The organism is Nocardia sp. NPDC060249, assembly GCF_042728755.1.
Taxonomy (GTDB): domain Bacteria; phylum Actinomycetota; class Actinomycetes; order Mycobacteriales; family Mycobacteriaceae; genus Nocardia.
On the sequence record NZ_JBHXAQ010000011.1, the window covers coordinates 33,833 to 52,904 of the forward strand.

Here is a 19,072-nt window from a genome sequence, read left to right on the forward strand (position 1 = left end):
CGGGGCTCCGGACACGGGCCGCGGTGCCGTCGGCCGAACCGGGGTCAGGCTGTGCGCAGGGCGCCGCCACCGAGCAGGGAATGAACCGCTGTGCGGCCGATGTCGAGGGCGCGAGTGAGCAGGTCGGTATCGCGGGCCGCGCTGTCGATGGCGGGCGAACCCGCGGGTGGGTGAACCTGCAGGACGTGCTCGCCCAGGCCGTCGAGGTAGCTGTCCTCCATCGCCTGCTGACCCGGCCGCTTGCTCCACGCCCGGAACGCGCCGGGCGCGATGGCACGCATGTAGCCGCCGCCGACCACCCGATGCAGCAGGGGCGCGGGCGGGCGGACTTCATCGGTCCGGCGGGTGCGCAGGACCAGGGCGTGCGTGGTGCCCGCGGCCACGGCGGTACGAATCGGGACGGTTTCGGTGAGGCCGCCGTCGAAGTAGCTGCCGCCCGCGAGGGCGACCGGTGGTCCCGCCAGCAGCGGAAGGCCCGCAGAGGCCCGTAGCGCCGTCATGAGGGACTGTTTGTCGGTGATGTAGGGCCCGAGGTCCACCGACTGCCCGGTGCGGATATCGGTCGCGATGGGGTGGAAGGTGGTGGGGTTGGCCAGAATCGCGGGGAAGTCCATCGGCTCGATGCCGTCGTACACGCGATGCACCAGGTAGTGCAGATCGAAGACGGGACGACCGCGGAAGATGCGCACCGGGTCGACCACCCGGCGCATGATCGCCGGATCGGTCCACGATCGCATCCCCGTCGCCGCGCGCCCGCACAGCAACCAGGCGCCGTTGATCGCCCCGGCCGACGTGCCGTACACGGCGTCGAACACCTTCGCCAGACCCAGCTCCTCCAGCGCCTGCACCATGCCGCTCGAATACACACCGCGGCTGCCACCGCCCTCGATCACCAGCGCGAGGCGATTGCCGTCCGCGCGGCTCCCGGTTTCCCGGCGCGCCTGGATGACCTCGGCCACCGTGGCCGAACCCGGCGTCGAGAGCGGGTCCAGATCGGTGTGCGCAGTACTGGTCACCCGACCCACGATACGACAGAAGCGGGCCACTCAGCCGGGCGAGACGCATGATCTTCCGCGCCCGTTCACCGATCCGTCTCCGCGTTGCCGGGCACGACTCGTCTGGTCGGCCGCGGCGAACGACGACGGGCGCCGGTCCATGGAGACCGACGCCCGTTGTGGACAGCTGGCAGTACCTACTTGATCTCCGCCAGGACCGTGCCCTGCGTGATCGCCGCACCCGCCGCGACAGCGAGCCCGGTGACGACACCGGCCTTGTGCGCGTTGACCGGGTTCTCCATCTTCATGGCCTCGAGCACCACGATCAGGTCACCGGCCTCGACGGTCTGGCCCTCTTCGACCGCGACCTTCACGACAGTGCCCTGCATCGGCGCGGTGACCGCGTCACCCGACGCGGCACCGGCACCGGCACCGCCACGCTTGCGCGCCTTCGGCTTCTTGCGCACCACACCGTTGCTGGCCGAACCGGCCGCACCGCCACCGAGGGTGAACTGACCGGGCAGCGACACCTCGACGCGACGGCCACCGACCTCGACGACAACCTTCTGCCGGGGCAGATCGTCGTCGTCATCGTCGGCCGCGCCACCGGCGGTGTACGGCTCGACGGTGTTCTTCCACTCGTTCTCGATCCACTTGGTGTAGATGTCGAACTTCTCGCCGTCGCCGATGAAGGCCGGATCCTCGATGACCGCGCGGTGGAACGGGATCACCGTCGCCAGGCCCTCGACATCGAACTCGGCCAGCGCGCGGCGGGCACGCTGCAGCGCCTGCTCACGGTTCTCGCCGGTGACGATCAGCTTGGCCAGCATCGAGTCGAACTGACCACCGATGACGCTGCCCTGGACCACACCGGAGTCGACGCGCACACCGGGGCCGGTGGGCTCACGGTAGACGTTCACCGGGCCGGGCGCGGGCAGGAAGCCGCGACCGGCGTCCTCACCGTTGATCCGGAACTCGAACGAGTGGCCACGCGGGGTGGGGTCTTCCTTGATGCTCAGCTCGTCGCCGTTGGCGATCGCGAACTGCTGACGCACCAGGTCGATGCCCGCGGTCTCCTCGGTGACCGGGTGCTCCACCTGCAGGCGGGTGTTCACCTCGAGGAACGACACGGTCTCGCCCTGCACCAGGTACTCCACGGTGCCCGCACCGTAGTAGCCCGCCTCGCGGCAGATGCGCTTGGCCGACTCGTGGATGGCGGCGCGAACCTTGTCGGACAGGAACGGCGCGGGCGCCTCCTCGACGAGCTTCTGGAACCGGCGCTGCAGCGAGCAGTCGCGGGTACCGGCGACCACCACGTTGCCGTGCTGATCGGCGATGACCTGGGCTTCGACGTGGCGGGCCTTGTCGAGGTACTGCTCGACGAAGCACTCGCCGCGACCGAAGGCGGCGATGGCCTCACGGGTCGCCGACTCGAACAGCTCGGGGATCTCCTCGATGGTGTGGGCGACCTTCATGCCGCGGCCACCGCCACCGAAAGCGGCCTTGATGGCCACCGGGACGCCGTATTCCTTGGCGAACGCGACGACCTCGTCGGCGTTCTTGACCGGGTCCTTGGTACCGGCGGCCATCGGCGCCTTCGCCTTCTCGGCGATGTGGCGCGCGGTGACCTTGTCACCCAGGTCGCGGATGGACTGCGGCGACGGGCCGATCCAGATCAGCCCGGCGTCGATGACGGCCTGGGCGAAGTCGGCGTTCTCGGAGAGGAAACCGTAACCGGGGTGGATCGCGTCGGCGCCGGACTTGGCCGCGGCGTCGAGGATCTTGTCGAACACGAGGTACGACTCGGCGGAGGTCTGACCGCCGAGGGCGAACGCCTCGTCGGCGAGTTTCACGAAGGGAGCATCGGCATCGGGCTCGGCGTACACCGCGACGCTGGTGATTCCCGCGTCCTTGGCAGCCCGGATCACGCGAACCGCGATCTCGCCGCGGTTAGCTACGAGTACCTTCGTGATCCGTGCGCTGGCATGGCTGGGCACTGAGCCTCCTGTGTGCAATCTTTGGTCGCGTCGGGGAACGGGTCGCCGGTTAGGCCCCGTGCCCGGTATCGACAACTTTCGTCTCGGGCGAGTGTAGGCAGTGTGCCAACCCTGCTCGAACTCGGCTAGCCCTACTGTCGAGTAGGTCGCAGGTCACACTACGCGGCGTCCAGTGATGTGAACATGTTTCAAATGATCTGATTCGCGACACCTGGTTCGGTGCCCGTGACGATCGGTACGCGCACCGAGTTGCCCCATTCGATCCACGAACCGTCGTAATTGCGCACCGACCTGCGGCCGAGCAGGAATGTCAGGACGAACCAGGTGTGGCTGGACCGCTCGCCCACCCGGCTGTACACGACCAGGTCGTCGGCGGGAAGCGCGGCGTAGACCTCGTCCAGCTCGGCGCGCGAGCGGAAGCGGCCGTCGATCGTGGCGGCCTCGGTCCACGGGATGTTCACCGCGGTCGGCACGTGCCCGCCACGCAGGGTGGCGTATTCCTGGTTGAGCGGCTTGTCCTCGAGTTCGCCCGAGTACTCCTGCGCCGAGCGCACGTCGACCAGGGGTTTGCCGAGTCCGGCGAGCACGTCCTCGCGGAACGCGCGGGCGGTCGTGTCGTCGCGGGTGACCTCGGGGTAGTCGCTGGGCGTGGGGTAGGGCCGGTCGAACGTGGTGTCGCGTTCCTCGGAGATCCAGGCGTCGCGGCCGCCGTCGAGCAGGCGCACGTCCTCGTGGCCGAACAGGGTGAAGATCCAGGCGGTGTGCGCGGCCTGGGCGTTGCCGCGGTCGCCGTAGATCACGATGGTGTCGTCGCGCTCGATACCCTTGGCGCGCATCAGCTCGGTGAAGCGCTTGCCGTCGACATAATCGCGGGTCACCGGGTCGCTCAGGTCGCCGCGCCAGTCGATCTTGACCGCGCCCGGGACATGGCCGATGTCGTAGAGCAGGATGTCATCGTTGGACTCGATGATTCGTAAACCACGCACGCCGATGTTTGCGGACAGCCATTCTGTGGTTACCAATCGATGCGGGACTGCGTAGGAACCGAAGGCGGGGTGCGGATCCGGGGCGACGGGCACGGTGTGGTCCTTCACGCGAGTTGGGTGGGGTGCGACCACTATGTGGTCGCAGCCGATGGTAAGTGTGTGGTGGCACATCACGAATCGACACAATGGGCGAATAAAGCGCACGGATGTCCGATAAAGTCTCTGGAGAGGAGGGGTGAGCTATGTCCGATTCTTGGCCGCGACGGCGACTGCTCGCGATCCTACGTGGCGCCACCGAGCCCCTCGATGCCCAGGAACTGGCCCGCATCACCGGACAGCACGTCACCACCGTCCGATTCCACCTCGATGTCCTCACCCGCGAATCGCTGGTTCGCCAGTTCCAGCAGCCCCCGCGCGGCCGTGGCCGCCCGCGCATCGGCTATCGCGCGGTGCAGCGCTCGGTGGGATATCAGGAGCTCGCGCAGGTACTGGCCGACCATCTCGGTCCCGATCCGGTCACCCGTTCCGCCGCCGCCGTGGCCGCGGGTCGCGCGTGGGGTGCCCGGATGGACATCGGCGCCCAGCCGATGGAAACCCTCGCCGACGCCAGGGACATCACCATGTCGCTGATGTCGGAGCTCGGGTTCGCGCCCGAGAAGGAACCCGCCGGTGAGACCGCCGAGCACGTCCAGATCAATCTGACGGCCTGCCCGCTACGGGAACTGGCCCGCTCGCACGCCGAGGTGGTGTGCGGTGTGCACATGGGTCTCATGCGGGAGGTGCTCGAACGCAACGGCGCCCGCGGCCGGGTGGACGTGCAGCTGCACCCCTTCGTCGAGCCCGAGCTGTGTACGGCCCGGCTCGATCTGACGATGACCGCGCCCGATCGCACCCCGGCCATGGAGCCCGAGGATCAGCACGTGATCGCGCCGTCAGTCCCGCGGATCCCGCCACAGCTGCGTGACACCGACGCCGACGTCTTCGAGCAGTCGGCGCAACAGCGGTAGACCGATCCCGATGACGCTGGACGGATCGCCCTCGATCCGGTCGACGAACCAGCCGCCGAGCCCGTCCAGGGTGAACGCACCCGCGACCTTCAGCGGCTCGCCCGACGCGATATAGGTATCGAGCTCGTCCGGCGTCGGCTTCGCGAAATGCACCGTGGTACTGCTGCATTCGGCCGACTCGGCGACGATCTCGCCGTCGCGCAACCGCAGCACGCAGTGCCCGGTGATCAGATCCGCGCTGCGGCCCGCCATCGTGGCCCAGCGGTCGCGCGCCACCTCGGGGGTGTGCGGTTTGCCCTGGAGCTGCCCGTCGACGAGCAGCATCGAATCGCAGCCGACGACGACACAGTCGGCGCCGAGTTCGGGAATCGACGCGGCGACGTCGGCCGCCTTGGCGCGAGCCAGGGCGACGACGACATCGTGCGAGGAGGTGCCGGCGGGCAGTGCCGCCGCCACCGCGTCCTCGTCTACGCCCGAGACCCGCACCACGGGATCGATGCCCGCCGTGCGCAGGATCCCGAGCCGAGCGGGCGACGCGGACGCCAGAACCAGTCTGGTCGCCGCAGCACCGGCAGCAGTCACCTCAGATGCGACAGCATCGGGTACACGTACGGCGAGAACGGGTTCGTGCCCCGGTGCATCATCGTCGATGTGCCCCATGCGTCGGCCGGTCCGTTCGAGCCGCCGACGGGTGCGCCGCCGGCCGTCGCGGCGCTCAGGACGGCGACCAGAGCCGCGATGTCCTGATCGGTGGGCGAACCCTTGAGAATGCGGAACAGCGGTTCGCCCGCGGCGTCGACAGGGGCCTGCGCCACCGTGCCGGCCGGCAGTTCGACCTCTTCGACGAGCGGTTCGACGACGAGCTCGAGCTCGGCGACTGTCAACACGTCTTCTTCTGCCACAGTTGTCACAGTGCCAGATCCTTCCTGCACTTACTTCGCTTCACAGCGCGGTTGACGCGATCATTCCCGGTGTGGCCGCGCCGATCAATAGTTGTCTTCCACAACAAGTGTGCGCGGCCTATCCGGGATATCGCGTTTTCAGAGCGGAATGTTGCCGTGTTTCTTCGGCGGCATGGTCACCATTTTGCGCTCGAGGAGCCGCAGCGCCGACACGATCTGGCCACGGGTGTGTGAGGGCGGGATGACCGCGTCCACGTAGCCGCGCTCGGCGGCGACGTACGGGTTCACGAGAGTGTCCTCGTACTCGTTCTGCAGCTCGAGGCGCAGCGCATCGACGTCGTCGCCGTTCTTGGCGGCTTCGAGCAGTTGCTTGCGGTAGACGAAACCGACGGCGCCGGAAGCGCCCATCACGGCGATCTGGGCGGTCGGCCACGCCAGGTTCACATCGGCGCCCATGTGCTTGGAACCCATGACGTCGTAGGCGCCGCCGTAAGCCTTGCGAGTGATGATCGTGATCTTGCCCACAGTGGCCTCACCGTAGGCATAGAGCAGCTTCGCGCCACGCCGGATGATGCCGTTGTATTCCTGGCCGGTGCCGGGCAGGAAGCCGGGCACATCGACCAGGGTGATGATCGGGATGTTGAAGGCGTCGCAGGTGCGCACGAAGCGCGCGGCCTTCTCCGAGGCGTCGATGTCGAGGCAGCCGGCGAACTGGGTCGGCTGGTTGGCGACGATGCCGACGCTGCGCCCGTCCACCCGGCCGAAGCCGCAGATGATGTTCATCGCGCGCTCGGCCTGGACCTCGAGGAACTCGTCGTCGTCGAGCAGACGGCGGATGACCTCGTGCATGTCGTAGGGCTGGTTCGGTGAGTCCGGGATGATCGTGTCGAGTTCGATGTCCTCGTCGGTCAGCGACTCTTCGATCGCCCCGTTGATCGGGTCGGTCGGCGCGTGGCGCGGGGCCTCGGCGCGGTTGTTGCTCGGCAGGTAGCTCAGCAGGTCCTTGACGTAGTCGAGGGCGTCCTGCTCGCCGGAGGCCACGTAGTGGGCGACACCGGACTTGACCATGTGGGTGTGCGCGCCACCCAGGTCCTCCATCGAGACCTCTTCACCGGTGACGGTCTTGATCACGTCGGGACCGGTGACGAACATCTGCGAGGTCTGATCGACCATCACCACGAAGTCGGTGAGCGCGGGGGAGTACACGTGACCGCCCGCGGCGGCGCCCATGATCAGCGAGATCTGCGGGATCACGCCGGAGGCCTGCACGTTGCGGTGGAAGATCTCACCGTAGAGCCCGAGGGAGACGACGCCCTCCTGGATTCGCGCGCCCGCGCCTTCGTTGATGCCGACCAGCGGACGGCCGGTCTTGATCGCCAGGTCCATCACCTTGACGATCTTCTCGCCGTAGACCTCGCCGAGGGAGCCACCGAACACGGTGACGTCCTGGGAGAAGATGCACACGTCGCGGCCGTCGATGGTGCCGTAGCCGGTGACGACGCCGTCGCCGAGCGGGCGGTTGTGCTCGAGGCCGAAATTCACGCTGCGGTGCTTGGCGAGGGCATCGAGTTCGACGAAGGAGCCTTCGTCGACCAGGGCGAGGATGCGCTCACGCGCGGTCATCTTGCCCTTGGCGTGCACCTTGTCGATCGCGTTCTCACCCATCGGGTGTTGCGCTTCTTCCAGCCGATTCCGCAGATCAGCCAGCTTCCCGGCGGTGGTGTGGATATCGGGGGCGCCCGCCGATTCCGATGCGGGCTGCTGCTGGACACTCGTCATGGGTTGCGAGTGTAACGAGTGACACCTCCGCGCACCACGGCAGTCTCGCTTACCGGCCAGTAGAGAAACCCCAGCTAGCTATGGTCATGACCGTTCACAGAGAACTCCAGTAACCTCCCGGGAATGAACAGGGCACCCATCGATGTACAGGGTCTGCGCAGCTCGCCGGGCCTGTCGTTCTACGACCGGATCGATGTAGTCGAATCGACCGGATCGACCAATGCCGACCTGGTCGCTCGCGCCGCCGACCCCTCCGCCGACCGCCAGGCGCTGCTCGCCGAGGAACAGGTGAGCGGTCGCGGCAGGCATGCCCGCGCGTGGGTGAGCCCGCCCCGAGCGCAGATCTCGTTGTCGATCCTGGTGCGCCTGCCCGGCATCGACCCCGCCGCGCTCGGCTGGTTGCCGTTGCTCACCGGCGTCGCGGTGGTCGACGCGCTGCGCGGCACGGCCGGTGTCGCACCGGAATTGAAGTGGCCCAACGATGTCCTGCTCGACGGCCGCAAACTCGCGGGCATCCTGGCCGAGGTCGCCGCGACCGGAATCGCGCCCGCGGTGGTGGTCGGCATCGGGCTGAACGTCGACCTCGCCGAATCGGAACTGCCTGTCGCCCATGCGACTTCGCTGAGCCTGGCCGGTGCGCGCGATGTCGACCGCACCGCGCTGGTCGCGGCGATCCTGGCCGAGTTCTCGCGCCGGTTCACCGCGTGGGAGCGGACGGGCTGGGACACCGTCGATCTGGTGGCCGAATACCGTGCGCGGTGCGCCACCATCGGGATGGAGGTACGGGCCGAACTGCCCGGCGGGACGGTGCTCACCGGGGTGGCCTCCGATGTCGACGACACCGGACGGCTGCTCATCGGTGAGCGGGCGGTGTCGGCGGGCGACGTTTCCCACCTGCGCGGACAGTACTGACGACGGGCCCGAAACCGGGCCCGTCGCCGCGACGGATCAGCGTGCGGACGCACCCGCGGTCGCGCGCTCGGCCACTTCGCGCTCGCGCGCCAGCAGCCGGTCGCGCTGCTCCTCGAACCGCAGCACGTCCTTCTCCAGCTTGTCGATGAACAGCGCGAGTTCATCGCGCGCTGCCTCACCGCGGGCGCCGAAGTCGTTGCGGTCGAAGATGTCCCACTGTTTGAGCACCGGCCGCACCACCTCGTCGAGGTGCTGGCGCAGGTCGTAGATGCCGTGCTTGGCCATCAGCACCCCGTTGCGCCGCCAGTTGGGCATGCCCGCGCCCGGCATCTGGAAGTTGGTGAGCACCTTGGTGATCGCGGGCATCGCCTGGTCGGGGGCCAGGTCGAGAGCCGCCGCGCACAGGTTGCGGTAGAAGATCATGTGCAGGTTCTCGTCGGTGGCGACGCGGGCCAGCATCTTGTCGGCGATCGGGTCGTCGCACACGCGACCGGTATTGCGGTGGCTCACCCGGGTGGCCAGCTCCTGGAACGTCACGTACGCGACGTTGACCAGGAATCCACCCCAGTTCGCCGGTGCGTGCGCACCCTGGGTCATGTGGACCATCCGCGCTTGCTCCAGCGCCACCGGGTCGACGCCGCGGGTGACGACGAGGTAGTCGCGGATCACGATGCCGTGGCGGTTCTCCTCGGCGGTCCAGCGGCCCACCCAGGTGCCCCAGGCGCCGTCGAGGGAGAAGTTCTCGGCGATCTCGCGGTGGTAGGACGGCAGGTTGTCCTCGGTGAGCAGATTGGTGATCATCGCCGCTTTGGCGACATCGGTGAGCCTCGATTGGGATGGCTCCCAATCACTTCCGCCCATCGCGGCGAAATTGCGGCCTTCCTCCCACGGCACGTAATCGTGCGGATTCCAGTCCTTGGCGATGGAAAGGTGCCGGTTGAGGTTCTGTTCGGCCACGGGTTCGAGGGCCGTGAGGATTTCGAGCTGAGTCAGATCTTCGGTCACGCGTGCCTCCACTGTCGGTATCGAGCAAGCAGATAAGGGCAAAACCTGGCATCTAGCGTGTAATCCACAGTATCGCCTCGGCCGTGGCATCGAGAAATGCGGTGCGACTGTCGCCGGACCCGACGTCCCAGCGCGGTACTGTTCGGTCATGGGTTACCCGGAGGATGTCCTCGCGCCCGACGAGCAGTTGATCCTGCACCGCCACCCGCACTGGAAAATGTTGGTGTGGCCCATCGTCACTCTCATCGCCGTGACCGCGATCGCCGGTTTCCTCGGCGGCCTGGCCTGGCGCAACACCACCGGCCACGTGCGCACGGTGTTGCTGATCCTGATCGGGCTGGCCTGGCTCGGGCTGGTCGCGTGGCGGGTCGTCGCGCGCGTGATCGCCTGGAAGTCGACGCATTTCATCGTCACCGGCCGGCGGGTGCTGGTGCGTCAGGGGGTGCTCACCCACACCGGCATCGACATCCCGCTCAGCCGGATCTCCAGTGTGCAGTTCCGCCACGGGCTGCTGGATCGGGCGCTGGGCACCGGCACCCTGATCATCGGCTCCTCCTCCGAGGAGCCGCTCGAGTACGACGACGTGCCCCAGGTCCAGCAGGTCCATTCGCTGCTCTACCACCAGGTCTTCGAGGCGGGACGTTCCGTCAACGAGCAGCAATGGGGCGGCGGCTACCGGTGAGCTGCCCGCCGACGCGCAGCGTCGCTCCGCTGCGCACGGCCGGAGCGCGGGCGGAAGGTTCGCTTAACCTGTGCAGATGACCGCTGTTCTGCTGGCCGAAGACGACGAGGCGATCGCCGCACCCCTGTCGCGTGCGCTGGGGCGTGAGGGCTACACCGTCACCGTCGAACGCTTCGGCCCGGCGGTGTTGCGCCGCGCCCTCGAGGGCAACCACGACCTGCTGATCCTCGACCTGGGCCTGCCCGGCATGGACGGGCTCGAAGTGTGCAGGCAGGTGCGGGCCAGCGGCGCCGATCTGGCCGTGCTGATGCTCACCGCGCGCACTGACGAGGTCGACTTCGTCGTCGGCCTCGACGCGGGCGCCGACGACTACGTGGGCAAACCGTTCCGGCTGGCCGAACTCCTCGCCCGTGTGCGAGCCCTGTTGCGGCGCAGCGGAATCGGTGACGACGCGGTGGAGGTCGGCGCGATCCGGCTCGAACCCGCGGCGCGGCGCGTACTGGTGAACGGGACCGAGGTGAACCTGGCCAACAAGGAGTACGAGCTGCTCAAGGTCCTCATCGACCGGGCCGGTCAGGTGGTGGCGCGCGAGACCATCCTGCGCGAGGTCTGGGGCGACGCCGACCTGCGCGGCTCCAAGACGCTCGACATGCACATGTCCTGGTTGCGTCGCAAGATCGGCGACGAGGGCCCGATGGCGGAGCGGCGCATCGTCACCGTGCGCGGTGTCGGGTTCCGGCTCAACACCGACGGACCCACCTCGCACCGAGGCTGACGGGCAGTGCGCCGTCGCATCCTGCGTTCGATCCTGACCGTGCTGACCATCACCACGGTGGTACTCGGCGTGCCGCTGATCTACACCGCGTGGCTGTGGGTCGAAGACATCACCCGCAACGATCTGCAGAGTCGTCTGGACCGGATCTCGACCGAGGTGATCGCCCAGGAACGTCTCGACGGGACCGTCCCCGACGGTCTCGACGTGCGCGCCATGAGCGCGCTGGTCCCCGAGGGCGGCAAGCTCACCATCGTCTATCCGGCCCCGCACGACAATGCCGCGCGCACCGATATCGGCGTCGCGGAGGTGGCGGATCCGCTGGTCGAATCGCTGTCGATGGGCACGTCCGGTTCGCTGCGGCTCGAGGTGCCCGCCGGCCCGATGCATTCGCGCCAGGAGCAGGCGGTGGCCGCGGTGGCGCTGGCGGTGCTCGCCTCGCTCGGTGCGGCGTTCTCGGTCGCGGTGGTGACCGCGCGCCGGGTCGCCGACCCGCTGCGCGATGTGGCCGCCAGGGCGGCCCGGCTGGCGATGGGGGACTTCCGGCCCGATCCACGCCGCCACGGCATCGCCGAACTGGACCGGGTCTCCGATGTGCTCGATTCGGCGACCGTCGAGATCGCGGGCCGCCTGCAACGCGAGCACGCGCTGGTGGCCGACGTTTCCCACCAGCTCCGCAGCCGCCTGACCGCCGTTCGGTTGCGTCTGGACGAGTTGTCCACCCACGCCGACCCGGAGGTGGTGCACGAGGCCGAGGAGGCGATGGCGCAGGTCGACCGGCTCACCGACGCCATCGACGACCTGGTCCGCGCCTCCCGCGACGAAGACGCCACCGACCGCGATCCGGTGCCGGTGATGGCGGAACTGCGCGGTGTCGTCACCGAGTGGACCCACCCGTTCCACGAGACCGGGCGCGAACTGCTGCTGCTCGGCGACGAGTCCCTGCAGGCCCCGATCACCGGTTCACGGCTGCGCGAAGCCGTCGCGGTGCTGGTCGACAACGCCCTGATGCACGGCGGCGGCACCTGCACGATCTCGGTGCGCACGGTCCCGACGATGAGCTCTCGCGACCCGCTGATCTGTGTGGAGGTGTCGGATGAGGGCGAGGGTGTGCGCGACGAACTGGCGCCGCACATCTTCGATCGTGGTTTCTCCGCGGGTGGGTCGACCGGTGTGGGACTCGCGCTGGCCCGCGCGCTGGTCGAGGCCGATGGCGGCCGGCTCGAGCTGCAGCGTCGCCGTCCGGCCCTGTTCGCGGTGTTCCTGGGGTCCAAGCTCAATCGTTCGCAGAACGCGACGCTGACCGAGCCACGCTGACTCAGGATCGACCGAGGTGCTCTTCTTCGATCAGTTCTTCGAACTCGGCGACGATCTCGTCGATCTCGTCGGGGAACACCCAGCGCCGCATCGCCCAGAAGCGGAACGCCATCTGCAGCAGGTTGCCGATGATGAACGCGCTGAAGAAATCGGCCACGTTCGCGACCGCGAAGCTCACATGCGGTTCGCGCAGATCGAGTCCGTAGATCGAGATCCACAGCGGGATATTGGCCAGGACCACCCCGATCCCGCTCACTCCGAAGAACAGCAGCGCCTCGTGATGCTTCTCCCGGCCGCCCCGATTCTTGAACGACCATTCTCGGTTGAGGATGTAGGAAGCGATCACCGCCACCACACCCGAGATGATCTTGGCGGTGAGCGGCTTGTCCGCGAGAATCGTCCATTTCAGGAGGTAGTACAGGCCGCTGTCGATCACGAACGTCGTGGCGCCGACGAGGGCGAATTTGATCAGCTCTTTATGCCTGATCGCGATTTCTCGCAGGCGCGGGGGAAGGACGCTGACCACGTCGTCGACGATTGACACGAGTTCTGAGTGTACCGGTCGCAAACATTCGCATTCGACATGACAACATTGCCAGACGTGAGTGCACGTTCATTCGATCCGTCAGCCATGCCCACCGTCACGATGATCGGTGGGGGCCAGCTCGCGCGTATGACGCACCAGGCCGCGGTGGCCATGGGCCAGCGTCTACGGGTGCTCGCCGAGCGGCCGGACGACCCCGCCGCCCAGGTCACCCCCGACGTCGTGCTCGGCAGCCACGACGACCTGTCCGCGCTGCGAAAGGCCGCGCGCGGTTCGCACGCGCTGACCTTCGATCACGAGCACGTGCCGACCGAGCACCTCGACGTGCTGGTCGCCGAGGGGGTGAATGTGGCGCCGCCGCCGCAGGCGCTGATCTTCGCCCAGGACAAGCTGGCCATGCGGACCAAGCTGTCCGCACTGGGTCTGCCGGTGCCGGCGTTCGTCGAGGTCAACGCTGTTGCCGACGCGGTCGCCTTCGGTGACGAGCACGGCTGGCCGTTCGTGCTGAAGGCCGTGCGCGGCGGGTACGACGGGCGCGGGGTGTGGATGCCCGCCGACGCGGCCGAGGCCACCCGGTTGGTCACCGATCAGCTCGCGCACGGCGTGCAGTTGCTGGCCGAGTCGAAGGTCGCACTGAAGCGTGAGCTGTCGGCGATGGTCGCGCGTTCGCCGTTCGGGCAGGCCGCGACCTGGCCGGTCGTGGAGACCGTGCAGCGCAACGGTCAGTGCGCTGTGGTGATCGCCCCCGCCCAGGACCTGGACGAGGACCTGGGCGCGCGTGCCGAGACCATGGCGCTGGAGCTCGCCGCGGGTCTGGGTGTGGTGGGCGTCATGGCCGTCGAGTTGTTCGAGACCCACGACGGCGAACTGCTGGTGAACGAGCTCGCGATGCGCCCGCACAACTCGGGCCACTGGGGCATGGACGGTTCCCGCACCGGCCAGTTCGAGCAGCACCTGCGCGCGGTCCTCGACTACCCGCTCGGTGATACGACCCCGCTCGCCCCGGTGACGGTGATGGCGAACATCCTCGGTGCGGCCGAGGCTCCCGCGATGTCGATGGACGAACGCCTGCACCACCTGTTCGCCCGTCTTCCCGAGGCCAAGGTGCACCTCTACGGCAAGGGCGAACGCGCCGACCGCAAGATCGGCCACATCAACATCCTCGGTGACGACGCCACCGAGGTCCGCGAAAAGGCCGAGCGGGCGGCGCACTGGATGTCGCACGCCGTCTGGACCGACGGCTGGGACCCGCACGGTGCCTGACACCACTTCTGCCACCACAGTTTTCGACTCCTAAGGAACCCACGTGAGCACCAACGGACCCCAGGTCGGCCTGATCATGGGCAGCGACTCCGACTGGCCGACCATGGAAGCCGCCGCCGAGGCCCTCGCCGAATTCGGCATCCGCTTCGAAGTCGGCGTCGTCTCCGCCCACCGCACCCCCCAGCGGATGCTCGACTACGCCCGTGAAGCCGCGGGCCGCGGCCTGAAGGTGATCATCGCCGGCGCGGGCGGCGCAGCCCACCTCCCCGGCATGGTCGCCTCGGCCACCCCCCTGCCCGTCATCGGCGTCCCCGTCCCCCTGAAATACCTCGACGGCATGGACTCGCTCCTGTCCATCGTCCAGATGCCCGCAGGCGTCCCGGTAGCCACCGTCTCCATCGGCGGCGCCCGCAACGCGGGCCTGCTGGCCACTCGCATCCTCGCCACCTCCGACGAGTCCCTGCGCACCCGCATGGAACAGTTCCAAGCCGGCCTCGAAAAAATGGTCCTCGACAAAGACGAAGCCCTGCGCAACAAACTCCTGGGCTGACGAGGTGCGCCTGCGCCGACCGTCTCGCCGCGGCGCTCAGGCGAGGAAGTCCCGCAGGACGGCGGCTACGGCTCGCGGTGTTTCGACGTGGGGGGAATGTCCAGCGTTTTCGATGATCGCGGTGCGCGCGCCCGCTGCACAGTAGCGGGCGATCGAGGGTGCGCAGGCGTACATCCGGTCCTCGCGGCCGTGGATCGCGAGGACCGGGACGTCCAGCCGCTGGATCCGTTCGTCGAGCGGGTCGGCGGCCAGTTCCCGCGCGCGGTCGACCAGCGCGATCCGGCCCATCGGCGGGGCGAAGCCGCGAAAATCGCGCACGACGACGTCGGCGAATCCGGGTACCGACGCGTACCGGAACCCCGGCGCGAAGCCCTGTCGCGAACCGAGCCGAACTGCGAACGCGGGCGCCCGCTGCGCGAGCGCGATCAGCGACGGACGGGAGACCGCGACGAGTCCGGGAGGGTAAGTCGCGCAACGGAAGTCGGGTGCCTGATCGATCAGCACGACGGCACGCGCCCGCCCCGCCGTGGCCAAATCTATCGGGATATCGGTGCCGAAGGAGAGCGCTGTCGCGGCGATCTCGGCGATACCCAGGTGGTCGAGCACTTCGGTGAAAGAAGCCATGGCCCCGGTCCTCTCATGCCTGTAGGAACTCGACGATGGTGTCGATGACCGCTTCGGGGCGGTCGACCTGGACGAAATGGGAGGTTCGGTCGATCCGGGCCAGCTGCGCGGACGGCAGGTGCGCGGCGAGTGTGTCGGCGACCCGGGGTGACACGATCGGGTCGGGTTCGGTGCCGTAGACGGCGAGCAGTGGCACCGGGAAGGTGTCGAGGTCGCTGAGGGTGCCGACGAGCGCGGACATGTCGCCGGGTCGAAGGCCGTCACGAAGGTGCTGCACGAAAGCCAGGGAGCCCGCGGCGCTCGCCAGCGCGGATCCGTATTCGCCCGCCTCTTCCAGTGACTTCACCGTTTCGTCGAAGTAGTGCGTTCGGTGGTGCGCCCATCGGTATGGCCGTCGTCGCACATACGCTGCCAGGCCGGACGCGACGCCGGGCACCGCAAGTGCCGCGGCGAGTGCGCGATGCTTGAATTCCGGCAACAGCGGCGAATGCAGGATCACCACCTTCCGGAACGAGTCGGCGTCGGCCAGCGCGCGATGGAGAACGGGTAACCCGCCGAGTGAATTGCCCACCGCCGCACACCCTTCGATGCCGAGTGCGCGCTGGAATTCGCCCAGCCATTCGCCGATCTCGGCAGAACGAAACGTCGCACCCGCGGGCGAATCGCTGCGACCACAACCCGGTAGGTCGACCGCCACCACGCGAAAATGTTCGCCGAGTTCTGCCATCACATATCGCCACGAGTAGGACGTGGTCATCAGGCCGTGAACGAGTAGCAACGGCGGTCCGGTTCCAGTGCTGCGGTATCGGATTCGCATCCGGCCGTACCTGGCCGAGTCCATCGGCAGATCTACTGCGGGAAGTCGATAGAAGGAATGGGGGCGAGTGGGTTCGGCGGGAAGGTCGCGGAATCGCATCTGGCGAAAGGGGGTGGGCTGGACGGCTGTAGCCATCGGTGCTCCGATCCTTGGTATCGTTCGTTCGAACGAACGAATCAACGATAGCGCGGCCTGCGTCGCCGAGGGAAGTGAGACCCATGTCACAGAGCGAGTCCACTCGGGAGCGCATAATCCGGGCAGTCGTGCGGATCATGGGTGCGGACGGCGCGGCGGCGGTGACCAATCGGCGGATCGCCACCGAGGCGGGTATCTCGCTGGGAACGCTCACGTATCACTTCGCGACCCAGCGCGACCTGGTCGAAGCGGGCATGGCCGCCTTCGTCGCCGCGGAAACCGTCAAGTTCACCCAGCTCGCCGACCACGTCGCCGAGGGTGCGGTCGACCTCGCCGAGGCCGGGGAGATTCTCGGCGCCATCGTCACCGATACCGGCTTCGGCGGCGACCACATCGCGTGGTTCGAACTCTTCGTCCAAGCGGCCAGAAACCCGTCTCTGCATGTCGCGACCACGGACTTCTTCGAGACCTACGATCGCCTCGCCGTATCGATCCTTCGTGCGCTCGGCGTAGACGACGCCGAGTCGGTGGCGCCACTGGCGGTCGCGACATTGGTCGGTCTGCAACTGCGCCGGCTCGCAGGCGGCGGATCGCCCGACCAGGTCGTCGCGGGGATGGCGGGGCTGATCGCCGCATTGACCGGGCCTCCGCATTCGCCTGCCTGATTCACGCTGCGGGCCGGTGACTACGGTAGACCCCCGTGGCACACGATGACGCGGCGCAGTTTCGGCTTACGGTGGTTGATCAGGCGTTGCGGTTGTTCGCCGAGCGGGGGTACGAGGCGACGACGGTGGATGAGATCGCGGTGGCGGCGGGGATCTCGCGGCGGACGTTCTTTCGGCAGTTCCGGTCCAAAGAGGATGTGATCTTCGCTGATCACGAGTTCCAGCTCGCCTCGGCGCAGGAATTTCTGGAGGGGGTCGGCGACGGGGATCCGTGGGACGCGGTGTGCGAGGCCGTGATCGGGGTGTTCGAGCGGTTCACCCAGTGGCGCGACATCGCGGCGCGGCGGTATCAGGTGGTGCGGCGGGTGCCCGCGCTGCGTGAGCGCGAGATCGTCACGGTGTTCCGGTACGAGCGGCTGTTCACCGAGTTCCTGCGCGGCCGGTTGCCGGAGGTGCCCGACCTGGCCCGGGTGCAGTACACGGCCGCGGTCACCGCCACACACAACTACTTGCTGCGCCGGATGGTGCGCGGCGAATCGGGGGCGGCGGTCGCCGATCTGCGCACCGAACTGGCCATGATCGCGCGCGGCCGCCGGGCGCCGACCGGGCCCGACGACATGGTGCTGGCCGTGTTCCCCCGCGACATGCCGCCGCGCAAGGTGGCCGATCTCCTGACTGCCCGCCTCGGTAACCTGTGAGCGCCACCCGAGCCGGAGCGCTCAGCGGTGACACTGAGTGCCACCCATATATCCGCATGTAGCGATAGAGTGCCGCGCGTATAATCCTCGGTAGATTGGCACTGCGTGCCGACGCCACACGCGCTGTGAGACCGCAGCGATCACGACCACGACCAGGAGTGTGCCCCGATGGCCGGTAACCCCGATTTCGACCTGTTCAAGCTCGAGGACTTCCACGACGAGCTGCGCGGCGCCATCCGCGGCCTCGCCGAGAAGGAAATCGCTCCTTACGCCAAGGACGTCGACGGCAACGCTCGCTTCCCGGAGGAGGCGCTCACCGCGCTGAACGCCGCGGGCTTCAACGCCGTGCACGTGCCGGAGGCCTACGGCGGCCAGGGTGCCGACTCGGTCGCCACTTGTATCGTGATCGAGGAAGTCGCCCGCGTCTGTGGCTCGTCCTCGCTGATCCCCGCCGTGAACAAGCTCGGCACCATGGGCCTGATCCTCAACGGCTCCGAAGAGCTCAAGACCAAGGTCCTGGCCGACATCGTCAACGGCGAGATGGCCTCCTACGCGCTGTCCGAGCGTGAGGCCGGTTCCGACGCCGCCGCGATGCGCACCCGCGCCAAGGCCGACGGCGACGACTGGATCCTCAACGGCTCCAAGTGCTGGATCACCAACGGCGGCAAGTCTTCCTGGTACACGGTGATGGCCGTGACCGACGCCGACAAGGGCGCCAACGGCATCTCCTCGTTCCTGGTCCACAAGGACGACGAGGGCTTCGTGGTCGGCCCGCTCGAGCACAAGCTGGGCATCAAGGGTTCGCCCACCGCCGAGCTGTACTTCGAGAACTGCCGCATCCCCGGCGACCGCATCGTCGGCGAGCCCGGCACCGGTTTCAAGACCGCGCTGCAGACCCTCGACCACACCCGCCCGACCATCGGCGCGCAGGCCGTCGGCCTGGCCCAGGGCGCGCTCGACGCCGCGATCGCCTACACCAAGGATCGCAAGCAGTTCGGCAAGACCATCGCCAGCTTCCAGAACACCGAGTTCATGCTGGCCGACATGGCCATGAAGATCGAGGCCGCCCGCCTGATGGTCTACACCTCGGCCGCCCGCGCCGAGCGTGGCGAGAAGAACCTCGGCTTCATCTCCGCGGCCGCCAAGTGCTTCGCCTCGGACGTGGCCATGGAGGTCACCACCAACGCCGTCCAGCTCTTCGGCGGCGCCGGCTACACCACCGACTTCCCGGTCGAGCGCATGATGCGCGACGCCAAGATCACCCAGATCTACGAGGGCACCAACCAGATCCAGCGACTGGTGATGGCTCGCAACCTGCTCAAGGGCTGATTCCCGCACCGACCGGGTGTTCCACATCGCCTGATCCACCTCGTCCAGGCCGTCCACAGGCCGATGGCGAGGGGTAGGCCGGAACACCCGGTC

20 protein-coding genes are annotated in these 19,072 nt (G+C 68.0%); 10 read left to right on the top strand and 10 right to left on the bottom strand.

The annotated features are described in order from the left end of the window. Positions 1–44: 44 nt before the first annotated feature. The 3 genes from ACFWFP_RS28105 to ACFWFP_RS28115 form a co-directional block, all read right to left on the bottom strand. On the bottom strand, positions 45–1,016 hold the full coding sequence (locus ACFWFP_RS28105; RefSeq protein WP_379299914.1) for a patatin family protein: 972 nt from the start codon (positions 1,014–1,016) through the stop codon (positions 45–47). 176 nt (positions 1,017–1,192) lie between these two features. Then, positions 1,193–2,992 carry an acetyl/propionyl/methylcrotonyl-CoA carboxylase subunit alpha gene (locus ACFWFP_RS28110; protein ID WP_379299915.1) on the bottom strand — a complete coding sequence of 600 codons (1,800 nt, stop codon included), beginning with the start codon at positions 2,990–2,992 and terminating at the stop codon, positions 1,193–1,195. A 188-nt stretch (positions 2,993–3,180) separates the two neighbouring features. Beyond that, positions 3,181–4,071: a sulfurtransferase gene (locus tag ACFWFP_RS28115; RefSeq protein ID WP_379300118.1), complete on the bottom strand. Its 891-nt coding sequence runs from the start codon at positions 4,069–4,071 to the stop codon at positions 3,181–3,183. A 149-nt stretch (positions 4,072–4,220) separates the two neighbouring features. Here ACFWFP_RS28115 and ACFWFP_RS28120 point away from each other — a divergent pair, with 149 nt between their 5' ends. Beyond that, complete coding sequence (locus ACFWFP_RS28120; RefSeq protein WP_379299917.1) at positions 4,221–4,985, top strand: helix-turn-helix transcriptional regulator; 765 nt, start codon at positions 4,221–4,223, stop codon at positions 4,983–4,985. On the opposite strand, the gene ACFWFP_RS28125 is transcribed toward ACFWFP_RS28120, so the two are convergent. The 3 genes from ACFWFP_RS28125 to ACFWFP_RS28135 all read right to left on the bottom strand — a co-directional run bounded on the left by ACFWFP_RS28125 (position 4,911) and on the right by ACFWFP_RS28135 (position 7,666). Continuing rightward, the gene (locus tag ACFWFP_RS28125; protein WP_379299919.1) at positions 4,911–5,567 is read right to left on the bottom strand and encodes a nucleoside triphosphate pyrophosphatase; all 657 of its coding nucleotides are present in this window, start codon (positions 5,565–5,567) and stop codon (positions 4,911–4,913) included. The two genes, ACFWFP_RS28120 and ACFWFP_RS28125, sit on opposite strands and share 75 nt — an antisense overlap. Next, positions 5,564–5,896 carry an acyl-CoA carboxylase subunit epsilon gene (locus tag ACFWFP_RS28130; protein ID WP_379299921.1) on the bottom strand — a complete coding sequence of 111 codons (333 nt, stop codon included), beginning with the start codon at positions 5,894–5,896 and terminating at the stop codon, positions 5,564–5,566. The genes ACFWFP_RS28125 and ACFWFP_RS28130 overlap by 4 nt, the downstream gene beginning before the upstream one ends. A 129-nt stretch (positions 5,897–6,025) precedes the next feature. Next, positions 6,026–7,666 carry an acyl-CoA carboxylase subunit beta gene (locus tag ACFWFP_RS28135; RefSeq protein ID WP_379299923.1) on the bottom strand — a complete coding sequence of 547 codons (1,641 nt, stop codon included), beginning with the start codon at positions 7,664–7,666 and terminating at the stop codon, positions 6,026–6,028. A 123-nt stretch (positions 7,667–7,789) separates the two neighbouring features. Here ACFWFP_RS28135 and ACFWFP_RS28140 point away from each other — a divergent pair, with 123 nt between their 5' ends. Next, the gene (locus tag ACFWFP_RS28140; RefSeq protein ID WP_379299925.1) at positions 7,790–8,578 is read left to right on the top strand and encodes a biotin--[acetyl-CoA-carboxylase] ligase; all 789 of its coding nucleotides are present in this window, start codon (positions 7,790–7,792) and stop codon (positions 8,576–8,578) included. Between the two features lie 36 nt (positions 8,579–8,614). Here ACFWFP_RS28140 and ACFWFP_RS28145 read toward each other — a convergent pair whose 3' ends face one another. Beyond that, positions 8,615–9,583 carry an acyl-ACP desaturase gene (locus tag ACFWFP_RS28145; protein WP_379299927.1) on the bottom strand — a complete coding sequence of 323 codons (969 nt, stop codon included), beginning with the start codon at positions 9,581–9,583 and terminating at the stop codon, positions 8,615–8,617. Between the two features lie 148 nt (positions 9,584–9,731). Here ACFWFP_RS28145 and ACFWFP_RS28150 point away from each other — a divergent pair, with 148 nt between their 5' ends. The 3 genes from ACFWFP_RS28150 to ACFWFP_RS28160 all read left to right on the top strand — a co-directional run bounded on the left by ACFWFP_RS28150 (position 9,732) and on the right by ACFWFP_RS28160 (position 12,354). After that, positions 9,732–10,265 (top strand): PH domain-containing protein, encoded by a 534-nt coding sequence (locus ACFWFP_RS28150; protein WP_379299929.1) that lies wholly within the window; start codon positions 9,732–9,734, stop codon positions 10,263–10,265. 76 nt (positions 10,266–10,341) lie between these two features. Continuing rightward, the gene (locus ACFWFP_RS28155; RefSeq protein WP_379299931.1) at positions 10,342–11,040 is read left to right on the top strand and encodes a response regulator transcription factor; all 699 of its coding nucleotides are present in this window, start codon (positions 10,342–10,344) and stop codon (positions 11,038–11,040) included. 6 nt (positions 11,041–11,046) lie between these two features. Continuing rightward, complete coding sequence (locus tag ACFWFP_RS28160; protein WP_379299933.1) at positions 11,047–12,354, top strand: sensor histidine kinase; 1,308 nt, start codon at positions 11,047–11,049, stop codon at positions 12,352–12,354. Between the two features lies 1 nt (position 12,355). Here the strand turns inward: ACFWFP_RS28160 and ACFWFP_RS28165 are convergent, their stop codons facing one another. Beyond that, positions 12,356–12,898, bottom strand: a complete 543-nt coding sequence (locus ACFWFP_RS28165) for a GtrA family protein (RefSeq protein ID WP_379299935.1) — start codon at positions 12,896–12,898, stop codon at positions 12,356–12,358. 39 nt (positions 12,899–12,937) lie between these two features. Between ACFWFP_RS28165 and ACFWFP_RS28170 the strand changes: the two genes are divergently transcribed. Together ACFWFP_RS28170 and purE are read left to right on the top strand one after the other, a co-directional pair. Beyond that, entirely contained in the window at positions 12,938–14,161 is a 1,224-nt protein-coding gene (locus tag ACFWFP_RS28170) for a 5-(carboxyamino)imidazole ribonucleotide synthase (RefSeq protein WP_379299937.1), read from the top strand. Between the two features lie 43 nt (positions 14,162–14,204). Further along, entirely contained in the window at positions 14,205–14,711 is a 507-nt protein-coding gene (gene purE / locus ACFWFP_RS28175) for a 5-(carboxyamino)imidazole ribonucleotide mutase (protein ID WP_379299939.1), read from the top strand. Between the two features lie 36 nt (positions 14,712–14,747). Here purE and ACFWFP_RS28180 read toward each other — a convergent pair whose 3' ends face one another. Both ACFWFP_RS28180 and ACFWFP_RS28185 read right to left on the bottom strand, forming a co-directional pair. After that, a complete protein-coding gene (locus ACFWFP_RS28180) occupies positions 14,748–15,335 on the bottom strand; it encodes an alpha/beta hydrolase (RefSeq protein ID WP_379299941.1) in 588 nt (195 codons plus the stop codon). A gap of 13 nt (positions 15,336–15,348) precedes the next feature. Further along, positions 15,349–16,287, bottom strand: coding sequence for an alpha/beta fold hydrolase (locus tag ACFWFP_RS28185; RefSeq protein WP_379299943.1), 939 nt, complete (start codon positions 16,285–16,287; stop codon positions 15,349–15,351). Between the two features lie 83 nt (positions 16,288–16,370). Here ACFWFP_RS28185 and ACFWFP_RS28190 point away from each other — a divergent pair, with 83 nt between their 5' ends. The 3 genes from ACFWFP_RS28190 (at position 16,371) to ACFWFP_RS28200 (ending at position 18,979) form a co-directional block, all read left to right on the top strand. After that, positions 16,371–16,952, top strand: a complete 582-nt coding sequence (locus ACFWFP_RS28190) for a TetR/AcrR family transcriptional regulator (RefSeq protein WP_379299945.1) — start codon at positions 16,371–16,373, stop codon at positions 16,950–16,952. Positions 16,953–16,987: 35 nt separating this feature from the next. After that, the gene (locus ACFWFP_RS28195; RefSeq protein ID WP_379299947.1) at positions 16,988–17,650 is read left to right on the top strand and encodes a TetR family transcriptional regulator; all 663 of its coding nucleotides are present in this window, start codon (positions 16,988–16,990) and stop codon (positions 17,648–17,650) included. A gap of 168 nt (positions 17,651–17,818) precedes the next feature. Beyond that, positions 17,819–18,979, top strand: a complete 1,161-nt coding sequence (locus tag ACFWFP_RS28200) for an acyl-CoA dehydrogenase (protein ID WP_067447997.1) — start codon at positions 17,819–17,821, stop codon at positions 18,977–18,979. Positions 18,980–19,072 lie beyond the last annotated feature (93 nt).

What these genes read in the sequence shown, in the direction of transcription:
- ACFWFP_RS28120 (WP_379299917.1), top strand. Translation starts at nt 4,221, where the DNA reads ATGTCCGATTCTTGGCCGCGACGGCGACTGCTCGCGATCCTACGTGGC.
- ACFWFP_RS28170 (WP_379299937.1), top strand. Translation starts at nt 12,938, where the DNA reads ATGACAACATTGCCAGACGTGAGTGCACGTTCATTCGATCCGTCAGCC.
- ACFWFP_RS28185 (WP_379299943.1), bottom strand. Translation starts at nt 16,287, where the DNA reads ATGGCTACAGCCGTCCAGCCCACCCCCTTTCGCCAGATGCGATTCCGC.
- ACFWFP_RS28135 (WP_379299923.1), bottom strand. Translation starts at nt 7,666, where the DNA reads ATGACGAGTGTCCAGCAGCAGCCCGCATCGGAATCGGCGGGCGCCCCC.
- ACFWFP_RS28150 (WP_379299929.1), top strand. Translation starts at nt 9,732, where the DNA reads ATGGGTTACCCGGAGGATGTCCTCGCGCCCGACGAGCAGTTGATCCTG.
- ACFWFP_RS28190 (WP_379299945.1), top strand. Translation starts at nt 16,371, where the DNA reads ATGTCACAGAGCGAGTCCACTCGGGAGCGCATAATCCGGGCAGTCGTG.
- ACFWFP_RS28140 (WP_379299925.1), top strand. Translation starts at nt 7,790, where the DNA reads ATGAACAGGGCACCCATCGATGTACAGGGTCTGCGCAGCTCGCCGGGC.
- ACFWFP_RS28180 (WP_379299941.1), bottom strand. Translation starts at nt 15,335, where the DNA reads ATGGCTTCTTTCACCGAAGTGCTCGACCACCTGGGTATCGCCGAGATC.
- ACFWFP_RS28155 (WP_379299931.1), top strand. Translation starts at nt 10,342, where the DNA reads ATGACCGCTGTTCTGCTGGCCGAAGACGACGAGGCGATCGCCGCACCC.
- ACFWFP_RS28200 (WP_067447997.1), top strand. Translation starts at nt 17,819, where the DNA reads ATGGCCGGTAACCCCGATTTCGACCTGTTCAAGCTCGAGGACTTCCAC.